The organism is Cellvibrio sp. PSBB023 (assembly GCF_002007605.1).
Lineage (GTDB): Bacteria > Pseudomonadota > Gammaproteobacteria > Pseudomonadales > Cellvibrionaceae > Cellvibrio.
Genome location: NZ_CP019799.1, coordinates 2,914,077 through 2,930,208 on the forward strand (window position 1 = coordinate 2,914,077; position 16,132 = coordinate 2,930,208).

The 16,132-nt window shown below is 49.7% G+C and carries 19 protein-coding genes and 1 other RNA gene; 8 read left to right on the forward strand and 12 right to left on the reverse strand.

All coding sequences use genetic code 11. The features are described from left to right. Nucleotides 1-58 precede the first annotated feature (58 nt). Nucleotides 59-1,372 carry a gluconate:H+ symporter gene (locus tag B0D95_RS12740; RefSeq protein WP_078044240.1) on the reverse strand — a complete coding sequence of 438 codons (1,314 nt, stop codon included), beginning with the start codon at nucleotides 1,370-1,372 and terminating at the stop codon, nucleotides 59-61. Between the two features lie 88 nt (nucleotides 1,373-1,460). Continuing rightward, nucleotides 1,461-2,837, reverse strand: coding sequence for an ATP-dependent RNA helicase DbpA (gene dbpA / locus B0D95_RS12745; protein WP_078044241.1), 1,377 nt, complete (start codon nucleotides 2,835-2,837; stop codon nucleotides 1,461-1,463). Between the two features lie 133 nt (nucleotides 2,838-2,970). Between dbpA and B0D95_RS12750 the strand changes: the two genes are divergently transcribed. Continuing rightward, entirely contained in the window at nucleotides 2,971-3,807 is an 837-nt protein-coding gene (locus B0D95_RS12750; RefSeq protein WP_078044242.1) for a MipA/OmpV family protein, read from the forward strand. 13 nt (nucleotides 3,808-3,820) lie between these two features. Here B0D95_RS12750 and B0D95_RS12755 read toward each other — a convergent pair whose 3' ends face one another. Continuing rightward, nucleotides 3,821-4,462 carry a class I SAM-dependent methyltransferase gene (locus B0D95_RS12755; RefSeq protein WP_078044243.1) on the reverse strand — a complete coding sequence of 214 codons (642 nt, stop codon included), beginning with the start codon at nucleotides 4,460-4,462 and terminating at the stop codon, nucleotides 3,821-3,823. Between the two features lie 69 nt (nucleotides 4,463-4,531). Between B0D95_RS12755 and B0D95_RS12760 the strand changes: the two genes are divergently transcribed. The 3 genes from B0D95_RS12760 (at nucleotide 4,532) to B0D95_RS12770 (ending at nucleotide 6,711) form a co-directional block, all read left to right on the forward strand. Further along, nucleotides 4,532-5,254: an acyltransferase gene (locus B0D95_RS12760; RefSeq protein WP_078044244.1), complete on the forward strand. Its 723-nt coding sequence runs from the start codon at nucleotides 4,532-4,534 to the stop codon at nucleotides 5,252-5,254. Between the two features lie 33 nt (nucleotides 5,255-5,287). Continuing rightward, nucleotides 5,288-6,148 carry a helix-turn-helix domain-containing protein gene (locus B0D95_RS12765; RefSeq protein WP_078044245.1) on the forward strand — a complete coding sequence of 287 codons (861 nt, stop codon included), beginning with the start codon at nucleotides 5,288-5,290 and terminating at the stop codon, nucleotides 6,146-6,148. A gap of 107 nt (nucleotides 6,149-6,255) precedes the next feature. Continuing rightward, nucleotides 6,256-6,711 carry a carboxymuconolactone decarboxylase family protein gene (locus B0D95_RS12770; protein WP_078044246.1) on the forward strand — a complete coding sequence of 152 codons (456 nt, stop codon included), beginning with the start codon at nucleotides 6,256-6,258 and terminating at the stop codon, nucleotides 6,709-6,711. A gap of 61 nt (nucleotides 6,712-6,772) precedes the next feature. Here B0D95_RS12770 and B0D95_RS12775 read toward each other — a convergent pair whose 3' ends face one another. The 8 genes from B0D95_RS12775 to B0D95_RS12810 all read right to left on the reverse strand — a co-directional run bounded on the left by B0D95_RS12775 (nucleotide 6,773) and on the right by B0D95_RS12810 (nucleotide 13,867). Then, on the reverse strand, nucleotides 6,773-7,357 hold the full coding sequence (locus tag B0D95_RS12775; RefSeq protein ID WP_078044247.1) for an NUDIX hydrolase: 585 nt from the start codon (nucleotides 7,355-7,357) through the stop codon (nucleotides 6,773-6,775). Between the two features lie 58 nt (nucleotides 7,358-7,415). Beyond that, complete coding sequence (locus tag B0D95_RS12780; RefSeq protein WP_078044248.1) at nucleotides 7,416-7,733, reverse strand: DUF3301 domain-containing protein; 318 nt, start codon at nucleotides 7,731-7,733, stop codon at nucleotides 7,416-7,418. A gap of 134 nt (nucleotides 7,734-7,867) precedes the next feature. After that, nucleotides 7,868-8,077, reverse strand: coding sequence for a cold-shock protein (locus B0D95_RS12785; protein ID WP_039912329.1), 210 nt, complete (start codon nucleotides 8,075-8,077; stop codon nucleotides 7,868-7,870). Between the two features lie 282 nt (nucleotides 8,078-8,359). Further along, on the reverse strand, nucleotides 8,360-8,734 hold the full coding sequence (locus B0D95_RS12790) for a hypothetical protein (protein WP_078044249.1): 375 nt from the start codon (nucleotides 8,732-8,734) through the stop codon (nucleotides 8,360-8,362). Between the two features lie 36 nt (nucleotides 8,735-8,770). Further along, nucleotides 8,771-9,286: an MgtC/SapB family protein gene (locus B0D95_RS12795; protein ID WP_078044250.1), complete on the reverse strand. Its 516-nt coding sequence runs from the start codon at nucleotides 9,284-9,286 to the stop codon at nucleotides 8,771-8,773. Between the two features lie 22 nt (nucleotides 9,287-9,308). Next, complete coding sequence (ubiH, locus tag B0D95_RS12800) at nucleotides 9,309-11,843, reverse strand: 2-octaprenyl-6-methoxyphenyl hydroxylase (RefSeq protein ID WP_078044251.1); 2,535 nt, start codon at nucleotides 11,841-11,843, stop codon at nucleotides 9,309-9,311. A 65-nt stretch (nucleotides 11,844-11,908) separates the two neighbouring features. Next, the gene (gene pepP, locus B0D95_RS12805; protein ID WP_078044252.1) at nucleotides 11,909-13,222 is read right to left on the reverse strand and encodes a Xaa-Pro aminopeptidase; all 1,314 of its coding nucleotides are present in this window, start codon (nucleotides 13,220-13,222) and stop codon (nucleotides 11,909-11,911) included. Nucleotides 13,223-13,258: 36 nt separating this feature from the next. After that, a complete protein-coding gene (locus B0D95_RS12810) occupies nucleotides 13,259-13,867 on the reverse strand; it encodes a UPF0149 family protein (protein WP_078044253.1) in 609 nt (202 codons plus the stop codon). 231 nt (nucleotides 13,868-14,098) lie between these two features. Between B0D95_RS12810 and B0D95_RS12815 the strand changes: the two genes are divergently transcribed. From B0D95_RS12815 to B0D95_RS12830, 4 genes are all read left to right on the forward strand, one after another. Further along, entirely contained in the window at nucleotides 14,099-14,305 is a 207-nt protein-coding gene (locus tag B0D95_RS12815) for a TIGR02449 family protein (protein WP_078044255.1), read from the forward strand. Nucleotides 14,306-14,317: 12 nt separating this feature from the next. After that, nucleotides 14,318-14,620: a cell division protein ZapA gene (locus tag B0D95_RS12820; protein ID WP_078044256.1), complete on the forward strand. Its 303-nt coding sequence runs from the start codon at nucleotides 14,318-14,320 to the stop codon at nucleotides 14,618-14,620. Between the two features lie 145 nt (nucleotides 14,621-14,765). Then, a non-coding RNA gene (gene ssrS / locus B0D95_RS12825) (6S RNA) lies at nucleotides 14,766-14,942 on the forward strand. A 51-nt stretch (nucleotides 14,943-14,993) separates the two neighbouring features. Further along, a complete protein-coding gene (locus tag B0D95_RS12830) occupies nucleotides 14,994-15,620 on the forward strand; it encodes a 5-formyltetrahydrofolate cyclo-ligase (RefSeq protein WP_078044257.1) in 627 nt (208 codons plus the stop codon). A 123-nt stretch (nucleotides 15,621-15,743) separates the two neighbouring features. Here the strand turns inward: B0D95_RS12830 and B0D95_RS21005 are convergent, their stop codons facing one another. Next, nucleotides 15,744-15,866, reverse strand: coding sequence for a hypothetical protein (locus tag B0D95_RS21005; RefSeq protein WP_256386829.1), 123 nt, complete (start codon nucleotides 15,864-15,866; stop codon nucleotides 15,744-15,746). Between the last annotated feature and the right edge of the window lie 266 nt (nucleotides 15,867-16,132).

A 16,132-nucleotide genomic window follows, 5' to 3' on the forward strand; every position in this document is an offset into this window, starting at 1 on the left:
CGGTGCCATAGGTTTCTCATGGCACCGGCAGCGGGATTTTTTATCTGCAGGCACAGATTTAAATAATCATATCCAACACCAGAACCCCCACTAATCCCACCACGCCGACAATCGTTTCCATTAGCGTCCAGGAACGGAAAGTATCTTTCACACTTAAATTGAAATATTCCTTGTACATCCAAAAACCGGAATCGTTAACGTGTGAACACATCAAACTGCCCGCACCAATCGCCAGCACCATTAAGTTGGGGTCAGCGCCGGTGAGCGGAATAATCGGAGCCACAATACCTGCCGCTGTAAGCCCGGCAACCGTTGCCGAACCCAGCGCAATACGAATCACCGTTGCAATCAACCAGGCCAGAATTAATGGATTGAGCGCGATATGCTTGAGCGACAGCGCCAGTTGTTCACTCACGCCGCTGTCAACCATCACCTGCTTGAGCGCACCGGCACCAGCGACAATTAATAAAATCACCGCAATATCTTTAATCGCATCGCCGTAAATGCCCATAATGCGGCTCATACTCATGCCGCGCCGGATACCCAGCGTATAGGTCGCCAGCGCCAGCGCAATCAGCAATACAATCATGGAGTTGCTGAGCAACTGCACCCAGGACGCCTGGGCAATTGCCGCGGGCAAGAGATAAATCGCCAAACTGGATAGCGCAATCATTAACACCGGTAAGAGCGACGTAAAAAAACTGTTGGCAATACCGGGTAATTCCGCTGTGGGTAAATCCGTCGGTTTAAATGTGGCTAGCGGTACGCTGTGAATATTTTTGAGTGTGGCGGAAAACAGCGGCCCGGCAATAATCATGGTGGGAATCGCCACCAAAATCCCATAGAACAGGGTGGTTCCCATATCAGCACCAAATTGCGGAATCAAGGCAACGGGCGACGGGTGCGGCGGTAAAAAACCGTGAGTCACCGAAAGCGCGGCCAGTAGCGGAATGCCCAAATACACCGCAGGCAATTTGGTTTGGTACATCACCGAAAATACCAAGGGTACCAACAGCACAAAACCCACGTTATAAAACAATGGCAGGCCCACAATAAAGCCGGTGAGCATCAGCGCCCAGGTGATGTATTTTTTTCCACACCAGCGCATCAAGCTGCTACTGATTTGCTGTGCCGCACCGGACTCGGCCACCAGTTTTCCAAACATTGCTCCCACACACAAAATAACCGCAAGGGAGCCAAGAACACCGCCAATGCCGGTTTCAATGGTGCCTGGAATTTTCTCCAACGGAATACCGAGCATAATCGCGGCGGCAATGGATGCCACCAGAAAAGCTAAAAAGGGATTGAGTTTGATGCCCGTGATTAATACCACCAGCAATAAAATCGCAATGACAACAGCAGCTATAGCCATGAGATGTCCTTTTATTGATTATTTTTAGATTTATATGACCGGTTTAAGCAAGCTTCGATAGAAGCTGCTTATTAAAATATCTTAGCTATTACAAACGACGTGCTCTGAATTTACGTCCTTTCAATTTGCCTTGGCTCAATTGCTCTAACGCCACACGAGCGATAGATTTATCCACCGCTACATAGGTTGCATAATCAAACACATCGATCTTGCCAATTTTTTCAAAAGGCAAACCAGCGTCTTTGGTTAAGGCACCAATAATATCGCCGGGGCGCAGTTTATCTTTTTTACCGCCATCGATATTCAATGTCACCATTGTGGTTTCTGGCAGCGATTTCTTATCTGTTGCGGGCAGTGATTCCAAGGTAATCGACTGTTTCATGTAATCTTCAAGGCGATTAATTTTGTGCACTTCTTTTTGCACGACCAAATTTAATGCCAAGCCAGACTCACCCGCACGACCCGTGCGACCAATGCGATGCACATGTACTTCGCTGTCGCGCGCTAAATCCACATTGATTACTGCATCCAAACCTTTTATATCAATACCGCGCGCCGCAACGTCGGTCGCAATTAACACGGAGCAACTTTTATTGGAGAAACGTACCAGAACCTGATCCCGCTCCTTCTGTTCCAAATCGCCGTGCAAGGCCAAGGCATTCACACCTTGCTTACGTAAATAATCGAGCAATTCATCGCAAGCTTGTTTGGTATTGCAAAACGCAATGGAGCTGGTTGGCTGAAATGTGGCAAGCAGGGTCAATACCGCCGGAAATACCTCGTCATCACCGCGCAACTCATAAAAATGTTGCTCAATGTGCGTTTCACTGTGAATGGATTCCACCGCAATCATTTGCGGATCGCGTTGGCAGCGCGCGCTGATTTTTTTGATATCATCCGGGTAAGTCGCCGAAAATAATAATGTCTGGCGCTCGGCATTACAGGCGGCAAGCACTGTATCAATATCCTCAGCAAACCCCATCTCCAACATGCGGTCAGCTTCATCCAGTACCAACTGGTTAATGCTATCGAGTTTTAATGTGCCCTTGGCGATGTGATCCGCAATACGCCCGGGTGTTCCCACCACAATATGCGCACCGCGCTCAAGGGAACCAATTTGCGGGCCAATAGAAACACCGCCGCAAAGCGTTAGCACTTTCACATTGTGAGTCAAGCGCGCGAGGCGGCGAATTTCTTTGGCAACCTGATCCGCTAATTCGCGCGTGGGGCATAACACCAATGCCTGCACGCCAAAAAATCGCACATTTAATTTTTCCAGCAACGCGATACCAAAGGCAGCGGTTTTCCCGCTGCCGGTTTTGGCTTTGGCGATCACATCGCGCCCTGCAAGCACCAGCGGCAAGCTTTGCGCTTGTATCGGCGTCATTTCGCTGTACCCGAGGGATTCAAGGTTAGCCAGCATGTCCGCACTCAGCGGTAAATTGGAAAAAGCAGTAGGATTCACAGAGCTCTCGTTCGGTTGGGCAAGAATGGATTAGTGCAGCAGAATACCAGTAAAATCGCAGCACGTCGCCCTTGGGCCAGTGGCTACTCCCTGGGTAAGCCTAGGGCTAACTCCTTACTATCACAGGATTTTTATGCGTTTTTCCCGGTTTTTTCGCCATACACTGAACAGCCTGTTTGCCTTTGGTGCATTCTTGATATTGCCGGCTCAGGCAGACGATACCCGCGAAACGCTGACGCAAAAAAAATGGGAGCTGGGCTTAGGGGTGGGCGCGGTTGCGGGACCTGACTATCGCGGCTCCGATGAATACCGCAGCTTTATCAGCCCTATTCCCTATTTTATTTATCGCGGCAATTTTATTCATTCGGATCGCGATGGTGTGCGCGGTAATTTTTTACGCACTAATCGCTACGAATTTACACTCAGTGCCAGCGCCGCCATCACCCCGGATACCGATAAAAATACATTGCGTGAGGGCATGCCGGAATTAGGCTCTACGCTGGAATTGGGGCCATCGTTTAACATCAACCTCAGCGGTAAGGATTTTAGCCAGGGCTGGCATTTGCAATTGCCCTGGCGCGCTGTCTTTGCGATTGGTGCCGATGACTCAGGTTATGTGGGTTCCATCATTCAACCACAACTGGTGTATCGCACCACCTTGTCGGATTGGACATTCAGTTATCGCGCGGGCATTACTTATGCCAGCGATGATTATCACGCATATTATTACAGCGTTGCACCGCAATACGTGACAGCAACACGCACAGTGTTTAGCGCCGACGCTGGCTACAGCGGCTGGAATAATAATCTTGCCCTCAGCCGCCGTTTTACTCACCAGGGTTTTACTACCCGCCTCGCATTTTTTATTCGCTACGACAATATTGAACACACCGATATTACCGCAAGCCCGCTAGTGGTGGACAAGCACAGTGTGCGCGGCGGCATTGCCCTTATTTGGGTAATTAAATAATTTTTACTGCCCTCTATAAACGACGCAAAATGCCCAGGGTTTTTAACAGTGGCATAGGTTCAAATAAACCGGATTGCTGCGCCAGTTGCCAAATGTCAAACGGTGGGCGACCACCATCGGCGGGATTGGGAAACACATCGTGAATTGCCAGCAAACCACCGCGCACTATGTGCGGTGCCCAGCAGCGATAATCAGTTAATGCCGCTGCCATGCTGTGTCCACCATCAATAAATACCATGCCCAGGGGCGTCGCCCAATGGCGCGCGGCCAAGGCAGAGGGCGCAACAATCGGCACCACCGTATCTTCCAATTCAGCAAGGGCCAGTGTGCGGCGAAATTCACGGAAGCTATCCATTTTTCCACATTGCGCATCGTACAACTGCGGGTCGTGATACGCCTCACCCAATTGATGCTCCTCCGAACCGCGATGGTGATCCACCGCATAGAGAATCCCATTCGCTTTCTGGCAGGCACGTCCCAAATACACCGTGGATTTTCCGCAATAACTGCCAATTTCCAAACAGGGTCCTAATGACGCGGTTTCAAGTGCGGCCGTGTACAGCGCTGCCCCTTCATCGGCATCCAAAAATCCTTTTACCTTATCGATATCAATGCCCAGCTCAGCGTTTACTTGAGGTTTAGCAATTGGCAGCATAATGTTTCTCACTCATAATCAAGGCTCGCATTCTAACAGACACTGATACACTCATCGACGACACCACTCATGCGCCGCAGCAACACACCTTATCTGATCAAAGCAATTTATAAGCGCATCAACCACTGGTACATCGCCCGTTTTATTGCGCCGCAATTTGATAGTGTGGGGACTATTCCGGAAATAGCCCACCCGCGCAGCCTGGTGATTTTTGGTCGCAATATTCATATCGGGCGCTACGCACAAATTATTTGCGCTAGCGACAACTGCATTCGTTTAACCACTTGGCCCAGCAAGCAGGCCGATGCTGAAATTCGCATTGGCGATTACTGTTTGATCTCGCCCGGTGTGCGCATTTCAGCCGCATACGCTATTCACATTGGCGACAACTGTATGCTGGCCGCAAATGTCACCATTAGCGATAGCGATTGGCACGGCATTTACAACCGTATTCGCCCGTTTCGCTGCACCAAACCGGTTGTGATTGAAAATAATGTCTGGCTGGGAGAACGAGTTACTATCACCAAAGGTGTACACATTGGCGAGAATGCTGTGATAGGTACAGGGGCCGTAGTGACAAAAGATATTCCTGCCAATACAGTCGCGGCAGGCAACCCGGCACGGGTGATTAAAACCATTAATCCCAATCGCCGCATGTTAAAGCGCGAATTATTATTTAAAGATCCCGAACATTATTTTTATAATCAGGATCAGCTGGATAAATTTATGCTGGGCAACAATGGTTGGCTGAATTGGTTGCGCAGTTTACTCAAACCCAATCGCAACGATTAATCACTGCCGGTGATTACCATCAAGGGAAGACGCATGTACAAGGTCATCGCCCCACTGGATACTACAAGCCCACCCAGCAATATATTGACGCATCTGGGCTTTCGCAGTTTTTTGCCTCACCCGCATTTGCAACGCTGGATCCAGTGTTATTGGACCATACAACACCCGCAATTACCGGCGCAGGGTTTTAGCGAAAAGCTGTACCCCGATGGCGGCACCAATATTAATTTTCGTTTTATTGCCAACCAGATTCCGCAAGTCACCTTTAATGCGATACAAACCCTGAATACCATGCACTTTGCAGGAACAATTGACCTGCTCGGTATTCGTTTTCACCCCGGTGGTGCCTTTCAATTGTTTGGGCTGGATATGCCCGGACTGGTTGGCCATTATCATGCAGCGGAAGACTTGGACAAGGATTTCAATAATGCACAGCTTGGCGAATTGCGCGAGCGGTTGGCCGCCACCCATCACATTTCCCTGCGCCTTGGGTTTATCGATGACTGGCTGTTGCAACAAGCAGCGCAGCAATTGGCAACGCTGGGGCCGGTGCAGCAATTGCTGCCGCAGCTATCCCACTCAAGTGACTCCATTGAAGACATGAGCGCGCGAGTCAATATCAGCCGCCGCCAACTGGAGCGACGATTCCAACAAGAAGTTGGCCTGACACTGGTTCACCTGAAGCAGTTACAGCGTGTGCGCCGTGCACGACAACTTATCAGCCTCAACCCGCACTTACCCTTGGTGGATATCGCACAGGAAGCCGGGTTTTACGATCAGGCGCACTTTATTCGCCAATTTCAAAAAGTGCATTTGCTGACGCCGGGCGAGTACCGGGATAAAAAACTGGAAAAAATCCGCAACCTACCATCACAGGAAAACACCACACAATAATTTTCTGAGCAACTATTTTCTGCTCCGGCAAACATGTCGCAAAAATACAATTCCTCGCCGCACCTACCCTTCATGATAACGCCAACACCCAACCTGAGGAGTTCATCATGCAAGAACGTATCGCTTATCAACATGTGTATAAACTGCAACCTGCATTGGCCCAATCGCTGATTGGCTTAGGCGAAGCAGCCGCGGGAAAACTGGAACACTCACTGATCCACTTGGTAAAAATACGTGCATCGCAATTAAATAGCTGTGCCTTTTGCCAACACATGCACGCCAACGAAGCACGCAAGGATGGTGAAAAACAAAGTCGTTTGGATGTACTGCCCGCCTGGAAGGAAGTTCCGATCTTTTCTGCGCGGGAACGGGCAGCCCTCAAATGGACAGAGCAGGTGACCTTGTTGGCGCAACACGAAATTCACGATCAGGATTTCAGCGAACTGAAAAATCACTTCAGTGATGAGGAAATCGTAAACCTCACCGCCGCCATAGTGACCATCAATGCCTGGAACCGTATTGCAGTGAGTTTTCATTTTTTACCGCAGATTAAAGACCTTTAATCCCTTTAGCGCCCATAAAAAACGCCGCGAGATGCGGCGTTTTACCAAACCGGTCGTTTTATTATTCAAGCGCCAGGCGCAGCAATGCAGCCACTGAAATTGCATCGGTAATTTCACCGCGCTTAACCATATCAATAGCTGTTTGCAGCGGCACTTTTTTGCACTCTATATCTTCGGTGGCTTCAAGTTGTTGCTGACCAGCAAATAAGTCGCGCGCTACAAATACCACACAATATTCATCGGTAACGGAATTGGATAAATGCATCGTCATTAATTCTTGCCAGTCGCGCGCTTGCATCCCAACTTCTTCTTCCAACTCGCGCTTGGCGGCAGCGAGTGGGCTTTCACCTTGCGGGCAACCGCCTTCCGGGATTTCCCATGTGTATTGGTTGAGACTGTAGCGACTTTGTTTTACCAGCCAGGTATTGCCGTCATTATCGATAGGCACCACACCGATAGCGATATTTTTAAAATGCACTACGCCATAAATACCATCGGTTCCTGTTGGGGTTATAACCTCGTTGTGTGACACACTGATCCAGGGATTTTCATAGGCGATCCGGGTGCTTTTGGTTTTCCACCCACCCACTTTTTCGTTAACCCAAGGCGCATTGTGTGGTGATTTATCAGATGTATTTTCACTCATAAAAATAACCGCTCATTATTTCAGTCGGGTTTGATGACAAGCTAAGGCCAAGATACGTTTAGTGCAATCGATGCGGATCCAGCTCCACCTGCGTAATACGCGAGCCAAGCATGATGACGCGGCCATAATAGCGATCACCACCAGTCACAGTGAACTCAAAATAGAAGGCGCGCCACAGCGACAACTTGCCCAAATCATTACGCTTGAACCACAGGCGACGCAAATAGACATTTTCATCCAGCAATTGCACCTGCATTTCATCACAGCGTTTTTGTGCAGCGGCGTAAGCACGATCCTTCACCAGCAAGGCGCCGCGCCAGTAATAGATCGCCAGAAAAATCAGAGTCAGCCAGAGAATGGATTGCAAATCAAACATGAACAACGCCGATAAGGGGAAAACAGGAATCCTGCTCACCCTTGAAGAAGAGGAGGGAGAATTACAAAAATACGCTGCCCGAAAGAGCAAGGGGTGATTGATTTCTCAATCACCCCTTTCGGAACTCACTCAACTTAGAGTGGCGTTACGTTTTCTGCTTGTGGACCTTTTTGACCTTGGGTCACTTCGAAAGTCACTTTTTGACCTTCTTTCAAGGTTTTACGGCCGTTGCCGTTAATTGCGCGGAAGTGTACGAATACATCGGCACCGCCTTCACGCTCAATAAAACCATAACCCTTGTCATCGTTGAACCACTTAACAACACCAGAGACTAGATCTGACATAGTTTCCTCATCTTGCATCTAAAACGTCAGCGTAGCTGACCGAACAAAAAAACCGACTTTACTAAAAGCCAGAGTGAAATAGCTTGAAATAAAGCTATTGCTCAGGTCGTGGTACGTCCAAGTGTCTTGAGCAAGCGGTTGTCTTACAAAAGCCTAGTCTTGGTGCGGATCTCAATCTGTAGCAATCCAAAATTAAAGCACTTGGATATGGCGAGTCAAGCGCTTATCGGCGAAATTAGCGATTATCGACACTTTTTGTAATGGTGTGTAACAGGCACACATTTAATCGGGCATTTTGCGATTTATATCGTTATTTTTGCCATTATTTTGTGCAGATTTAGACGCAGCTTTACCCAGGGTTTCGTGCAAAAACAGTGCAACGGGGATCAAACTAAAACCCAATATCATCACCTGCCGTTTAATCGCCTGGAATTCATAACCTTGTTTGGATAATTGATAACACGCAAGCGCCCATGCAGCAGCGGCAAAGTAGCCCCAACGCTGGTGCTTATAGACACCCCAAGCGATCGCCGCTGTTACCGCTGCTAAAAATAAACCATACACATTGCCGAAGGAAATAAAACCGGCAACCGATGCAATTAATACCAACAACAGAAAAACATTTAATACGTTTGCAACAATCAGTATTTTTGACATGAGTAGATCCACAATAGTGTTACTTTTTTACACCAATTAATCAGAACTGGCTTTACCTTTGCCGCGCCAGCTTTGATATTTTTTATGCACGCCGCGAGTAAATGACTGGGAATAATCTTCCAGGACATCTACACCGACTAACACGACAATCACTACCAACGACAATTTGATGGCCACCAGGTTGTAACCTATCGCAATCACAACACCAATGGATGCCAAGGCCCAAATGGTTGCTGCCGAGGTAACGCCCAGCACGAATCCATCTCGCGCCAACATCACACCAGCGCCCAAAAAGCCGATACCGGTAATGACCTGACCAATAATACGCGAGGGGTCGGTGACCACTTTTTCCGGACCGGAAAAATGCGATGCCGCAAATAAAGAGGCGGCAATAAAAATATAGGTGCCCAAGGTGATCAGCGATGAGGTGCGAATCCCCACAGGTTTACCGCGCAACTGGCGCTCCACGCCAATAATGGTGCCGCACAAAATCGCTGTGCCTATGGCGGCCCAATCAAATGGGGCCACCGATAAAATCAGTTCCAGATTCATAACTGCACTCCCTACCAGCGACTCAGGAAACGCCCAGCGCGGTATTAATAATGATTTTTTTGATGGCGCTGATCGAGTTTAGTCGGCGCATACCGGTATTACGCAGCCAATTTACCGCAAGGGAACGACTGCCAAACAGTCGCTTGAAGGCTTCCATCGCCGACATCATGCCGAGGTTGCTGGCAAGGCGCTGGCGCTGGTAACGGCGCAAAATGGAATAGTCCGCCAACGGAATACCACGCTGCAATGCGCGCTCAATTTCCTGCACAAGGGCGATCACATCCAATAAACCCAAATTCACACCCTGACCGGCCAAGGGGTGAATATTGTGTGCAGCATCGCCCACCAAGGCGATGCCCGGTTGAATATAACTGGTGGCGTGACGCTGGCGCAGGGGAATGGCATAACGCTTGTCGCACGCGGTGACGCGCCCAAGCCGCGATTCAAAAGCGGAAGTGATACGTGCACAAAATGCCGCGTCATCGAGCGCGATCAGTTCCTGAGCCAGTTCGTCATCTGCTGACCATACGATGGAACACTGGTGCGCATCGCCTTGGTGCTGCAAAGGTAGAAATGCCAGCGGACCGGTGTGCATAAACCGCTGCCAGGCGGTAAATTCGTGTGGTCGCTCTGTGCGCACGGTGGTGATAATTGCCTGCTGGTCGTAATCCCATTCGCGGGTTGCAAATGCCGCCAACTCGCGCACACGGGATGTCGCGCCATCCGCAGCCATCACTAAAGATGCAGTGATTTCAGCGCCATTATCCAAAGCAATACGCACGCGCGGAAACGCTGGCTCCGCCGGAACAACATCGACAACCGCTGCTGGTTGAATCAGATGAATATTGGGCAAGGCAGACATACGCGCGCGCAATTGATTCACAATCACCGAGTTTTCTACGATATGGCCGAGATGGCGTTGCTGCACATCGGCGCAATCAAATTCGATGGCCGCCGTGCCTTCACCATCCCACACTTTCATTTCGCGATAGGCGCACACACGCTGCGCAACAATCCCATCCCAGCAACCAATATTTGTTAATAAGGATTGCGACGCATGAGTCAGTGCAACAACACGCGGATCAAATTGCTCACCGCTGAACTGTTGTACATGATGATTGCTTTCAATCACAGCAATGCGCAAATGTTGCGCGGCATCGGTTTGTGCAATAGCACAGGCAAGCGATGCACCAACCAAACCGGCGCCGACGATCACCACATCATAATCCGTGTTATTAATTGCCTGATCGTCATTCCCATGCAAGTGGGAATCCATAACTGTATCGCCACCAGGGTTTACAGGATTCTCCTCCGGCAATTTCCAACGAAATTGGCGACCGGCAGTTCCCATGGTCTGGGCAATAAATTGGTTTTTAATAAACGGAATGGATTCCAGACTGAGTAGACCAAGATGACGCAGCGCAATCAAAGGCAGCTGATCATTGGAAAATAAGCGGACTAATTTATCGCTGAATTCAATGGTCAGCTGTTGATCCAACGCTTGTTTGCGAAGATAGGCTTGCAGTACCGATAAATCGCCAGGGGATTGATGCAAGGCAATGGCGTCGCGCAGGGTTTCCACCAGGCAGACACAATCGCGCAGCGCCAAATTAAAGCCCTGCCCCGCTACCGGGTGCAAAAAGTGCGCGGCATTTCCAAGCAATACAATGTGCGAACGAATTTGCTCTTCTGCCAGCACCAATTGCAAAGGGTAAGCAAACCGTTTGGCCACCCGCGTAAAATGGCCCACGCGAAAACCAAAACGCTCCTGCAAACGCACCAGAAATTCAGCATCGTGTAATTTAAGAATTTCATCGGCTTCCGCCGCAGGCAAGGTCCAGACTAAGGCGGATTGCTGCGCATTATTGGATTCACCCAGAGGTAGTAAGGCAACCGGGCCATCGGCAGTAAAACGCTCGTAGGCCACACCACAATGCGGCTCGGAGAATTCGACATTAGTAATAATGGCGGTTTGCCCATAAGCCCGTGTTTGCGTGCCTATGCCCAGCGCGGCACGCAGCGGTGAATCGCCACCATCCGCAATAACTGCCAATGAGGTTTTAATAAAAAAATGTTGCGCGTCGGTTTGAACATTCAACAGCGCACAATCTTGTTGCGGTGTCAGTGCCGTCACGGTGGATGACGTAAAACACTGAATATTCTTTTGTGCCTGTACATGCGCGAGCAACACATTGCCCAGCCACGCATTTTCAATCACATAACCGACAGCATCGAGATTATTTTCTTTTGCATCTATCACACCACCAAGAAAATGACCGCGATCCGATACATGCACCTGCGCAATTGGCGTGATGTGTTGCTGCAATGTTTCCCACAACCCCAACTCGCGCAAAATAGTCGCCGTGCCGTAAGATAAAGCCGTAGAGCGCGCATCAAAACTCGACTGAAAATGCAACTCATCTGCCTGCGCAAACGGCTGGGCTTCAATTAATGCAATGCGTAATTGCGGCTGGCTGGCAGCAAGCAAACTGGCGAGACTGGTGCCCACCATGCCGCCGCCGATAATGGCGACATCACAGTCAAGGGTGTGGGTCATGATATTGACCTGCGTTGAGCGCTCCCAAGCCAAGCCCGGGAGCGCGAGATGTTTTAGGTAACAGCTTACACAGCCATTAATGCTTCAATTTCTGCAACGGTTTTGGGTACGTCTTTGGTGAGCACCTCGTTGCCGTCTTTGGTGATGACAACATCATCTTCAATACGAATACCAATACCGCGCCATTTTTTGGCGACGCGCTCATTGTCGGGGGCGACATAAATACCTGGCTCTACTGTCATCACCATGCCCGGTTCCAGCAATCGCCATTCGCCGCCGACTTTGTAATCGCCTACGTCGTGTACATCCATACCTAACCAGTGCCCGGCGCGGTGCATATAAAATTCTTTGTAGGCTTCGCTTTTAATTAATTCGTTCACATCGCCTTCGAGCAAACCGATGTTTACCAAGCCTTGGGTAATGACACGCACAGTTGCTTCGTGTGGGTCATTCCAGTGATTGCCCGGCTTACATTGGGCAATCGCTTCCAACTGGGCTTGCAAGCAAATTTCATAAAGGGCTTTTTGTTCGGGCGAAAATTTGCCATTTACCGGAAAGGTGCGCGTGATATCTGCGGCGTAATAATCCAACTCACAGCCAGCGTCGATCAGCACCAGATCGCCATTTTTAAGCGGCGCAGAATTTTCAATGTAATGCAAAATGCAGCCATTTTTTCCGCCGCCCACAATAGTGTTGTACGCCGGAAAACGCGCACCGCTTATTTGGAATTCATGCAAAATTTCCGCTTCGAGTTGATATTCCATCACACCGGCTTTACTCGCCTTCATCGCACGCACATGGGCGCGCGCGGAAATCTCACCCGCTTCTTTCATCACCCGCAATTCAGCGGCACTTTTAAATAAACGCAGCTCATTGAGGAAGTGACTTAAATCCAAAAATTCGCCGGGCGGTGTAGCGCCAGAGCGTACTTTAGCGCGAATGGTATTCACCCAATCCATAACGTGCTTGTCAAAATCGGCATCTTTACCCATGGCGTAATACACACGCTGTTTGCCTTCCAATAACCCCGGCAAAATATCGTCGATATCATCGATGGGAAAAGCATCGTCCGCGTCAAATTCGCTGCAGGCACCTTCAGGCCCTGCGCGATAACCATCCCAAATTTCACGCTCGCGATTGCGCTCACGCACAAACAACACAAACTCGCCGTGCTCACGCCCGGGGATTAACACCAATACAGCACTCGGTTCTTCAAAACCGGACAAGTATAAAAAATCACTGTCCTGACGATAGTGGTATTCGGTGTCGCGACTGCGGGTGCGCTCAGGTGCAGCTGGCACTATGGCAATGGAGTTGGGCTCCATCATCGCCATTAGTTGTTTGCGGCGGCGGGCGAATTCGGTTTTGCTGATTCTCATGGACGTTCTCGCAACAATAAAAGTGTTCGCAAAAAATTAATGCAAGGTATCTGAGGCGGGCGCACTGGTAACGGGCGCCGCTAATTCCTTAGCGGCAAATTCCAGGTACAAACTGCTCGCTACAACACGCACATATTCAGTGACTTCCATATAGTCGGCTTCTGCACTCGGCTCATCCTCTTCATCGTCCACCTGGATTTGCACTATGTTGGCGATGTCTTGCAACATTTCGGCAGACTCTTCGCCAATTTCACGCTGCCCCTGATGATCCACGCTGCCAAAACCAGTGAGGAAACCGTGACACCACTCGCCGAGCGCACGGGCGCGCTCACCCAAGGGTGAGTCGTCGTCAGGTAACATCAGTTTGAGGCCAAATTCGCCCTGCAGTTGACCGCAGGTGTTGTGGTACAACTTGCTCAAGGCAATACGTACGGATTCGTCGGGCGCGGCAACAAAATCCAGAAATTCGACAGCATCCAGCAACCAGTTGATCTCGCTCAATTGCGCACCACCGGCCAATTTGCCGCACAACAGTCCATGCAATTCAGAGGGGCTATTCAGGGTTCCAAGGGGCGCCAGCAGGTTGGCAAGGTCGTCAAAATTCAGGGGGCTGAGCAGTTGTTCAGGGGAAGTGTGTTCGGTCATAGTGGCCTCTCGTCGACAGTGATGGAATGCTATCACGATTGCCTGTGGCGCCTCTGCAAACTTTTTATAGAGCAAATCCTGCTATTGATGCAGCTCAACTAAAACCTATTGGTTAATCATTTAATAACAACCAACTTCTCGAATTTACATTAACTTGCGCACCACGATTGACCCCATGCCGGACGCGCAATATAGTGGGCGACCTGCGCTATTTATTGGTTAATTATTATCATGTCTGACGATCTTTTACTCGCCCTTGAAACCAAGCTGGATAAGCTGATTCTGCAGTGCAATCGCCTGCAGCAAGAAAACGCCGAGCTTAAAGCGCGCGAAAACGAATGGCAGCGCGAGCGTGTTCGCTTGATCGAGAAGAATGAACTGGCCCGCAGCCGTGTGGAAGCCATGATCACCCATTTACGTAATCTGGACGCCGAATAAGCGGGGCCACCAATGAGCAACGAAACTGTTTTTGTAAAAATCCTCGATAAAGAATATCAAGTCGCCTGCCCGCGCGAAGAGCGCCAGGCGCTGGTAGAGTCCGCCCAATTGCTGGATGAGCGTATGAAAGCGATTCGTGGCACCGGTGCAGTGATTGGCCTTGAGCGTATTGCGGTGATGGCGGCACTCAACCTGAGTCACGAATTATTGCAAGCCAAAAATGCCAGCCATGCCGGTGGCAGTGCCGCCAGCCAAAGCGATTTGCTGCGGTTGAATGACAAATTGGATCGCGCCTTGAACCACAACGCCGGTTAAAAAACCAGTTTGTATTAAATCTGATCCGATGCTTATTTTCCTCACATTTACCAGCGGCGTTTAAGACGAATATTTCCTAACCGCCGCCACAACCCAAGCATAAATTCATTTGCGGAAGGCCAGTAACCTTGGGTTATACTGGCGCCACGCCCTGGAATGTTTGCAAACCGACAAGTCCTTGAGCCGATTTCCACAAAACTGGTGGTGTCTCGTTGTGTTTGGTGTGCATGTCCGCCTGACGGAAAGCCTTAAAAACCACAGGTACTACCTCCTTGAACCTATGGGTTCAAGGCCAGCTTGGTAGCGGCATTTCGGGGTCTCTTATTTCTTCCCTGCGGTAGTTGAACTGACCGCTCATTATCTAAGGCTGCTTATGGCCGATGCGTTAACTCCCACCGCTGCTGATCAACGCGACTACAAACAACAATTGCGCCATGAACTGCGCGCTCGCCGCCGTGCCTTGACGCCCGCACAACAGCAACACGCCGCCTTATTATTACTGCGCCACCTGATGAAACTGCCGCAATTTATGCGCGCGCACCACATTGCCCTCTATATTGCCAACGATGGCGAAATAGATCCGTCGGTGATTGCGCAGCAACTGTGGAAAATGGAAAAACACACCTATTTACCCACATTGCGCCCCGGTAAAAGTAAGGAATTGTGGTTTGTGGAATTTACGGCCAATACCCTGCTAAGCCCCAATCGCTATGGTATTGCCGAGCCGGATCATCGCCGCGAACACCGCTTGCCTGCGAATTTATTGGATGTGGTACTGATGCCACTGGTGGGGTTTGATAGCCGCGGTGCGCGCTTGGGAATGGGTGGTGGCTTTTACGATACAACCTTCGCGTTCAAGCACAAAAAGCCTGCGGGCAAACCCTATCTGATTGGCTTGGCCCATAGCTGCCAGCAGGTTGATGCGCTGCCTACCGACAGTTGGGATATTCCCCTGTTTGCTATAGCGACAGAGGCGGGTGTGTTGGCGATAGATACATAAATAGATAAAAAAACACCCGAGTTAGACAGTTTCCTGCAGCATTTTCAGCGCCCCAAAAACACAACTCCCGCCGAAGCGGGAGCAGTGGTTTAAAATCCTTCTCACCCAAACAGGGTTAAGCAATTACTCAGACACAGATTCGACAGCAGCTTCGGCAAAGGATACCAAAGCGCCTAGATCCAACAGGGTAATGCAAACTCCTACGCAAAAAATAATCGTTACGGCGGAGAGAACATCAACTTTCATGGTGGTAGCCTTGCGCATTATTGTCTTCAAAGGAACATGGAATTAAAACAGCAGTTTTTATGCCAACCACAATACAGCGATAACGCTGTGGCGCGATCAAATAATAGGCAATTTTTCCGAATAATCAAACAGCTTGAACCTTTAATTTCGCAATAAAGCGCACAAAATTGAGTTTTCACCCCCAAAATCACTACAAAATCGGCAAATGTGCTGGATATCGGTGATAGATCACTGCCCATTTGCAGGGAGCAAGCATCCTTGCTCGA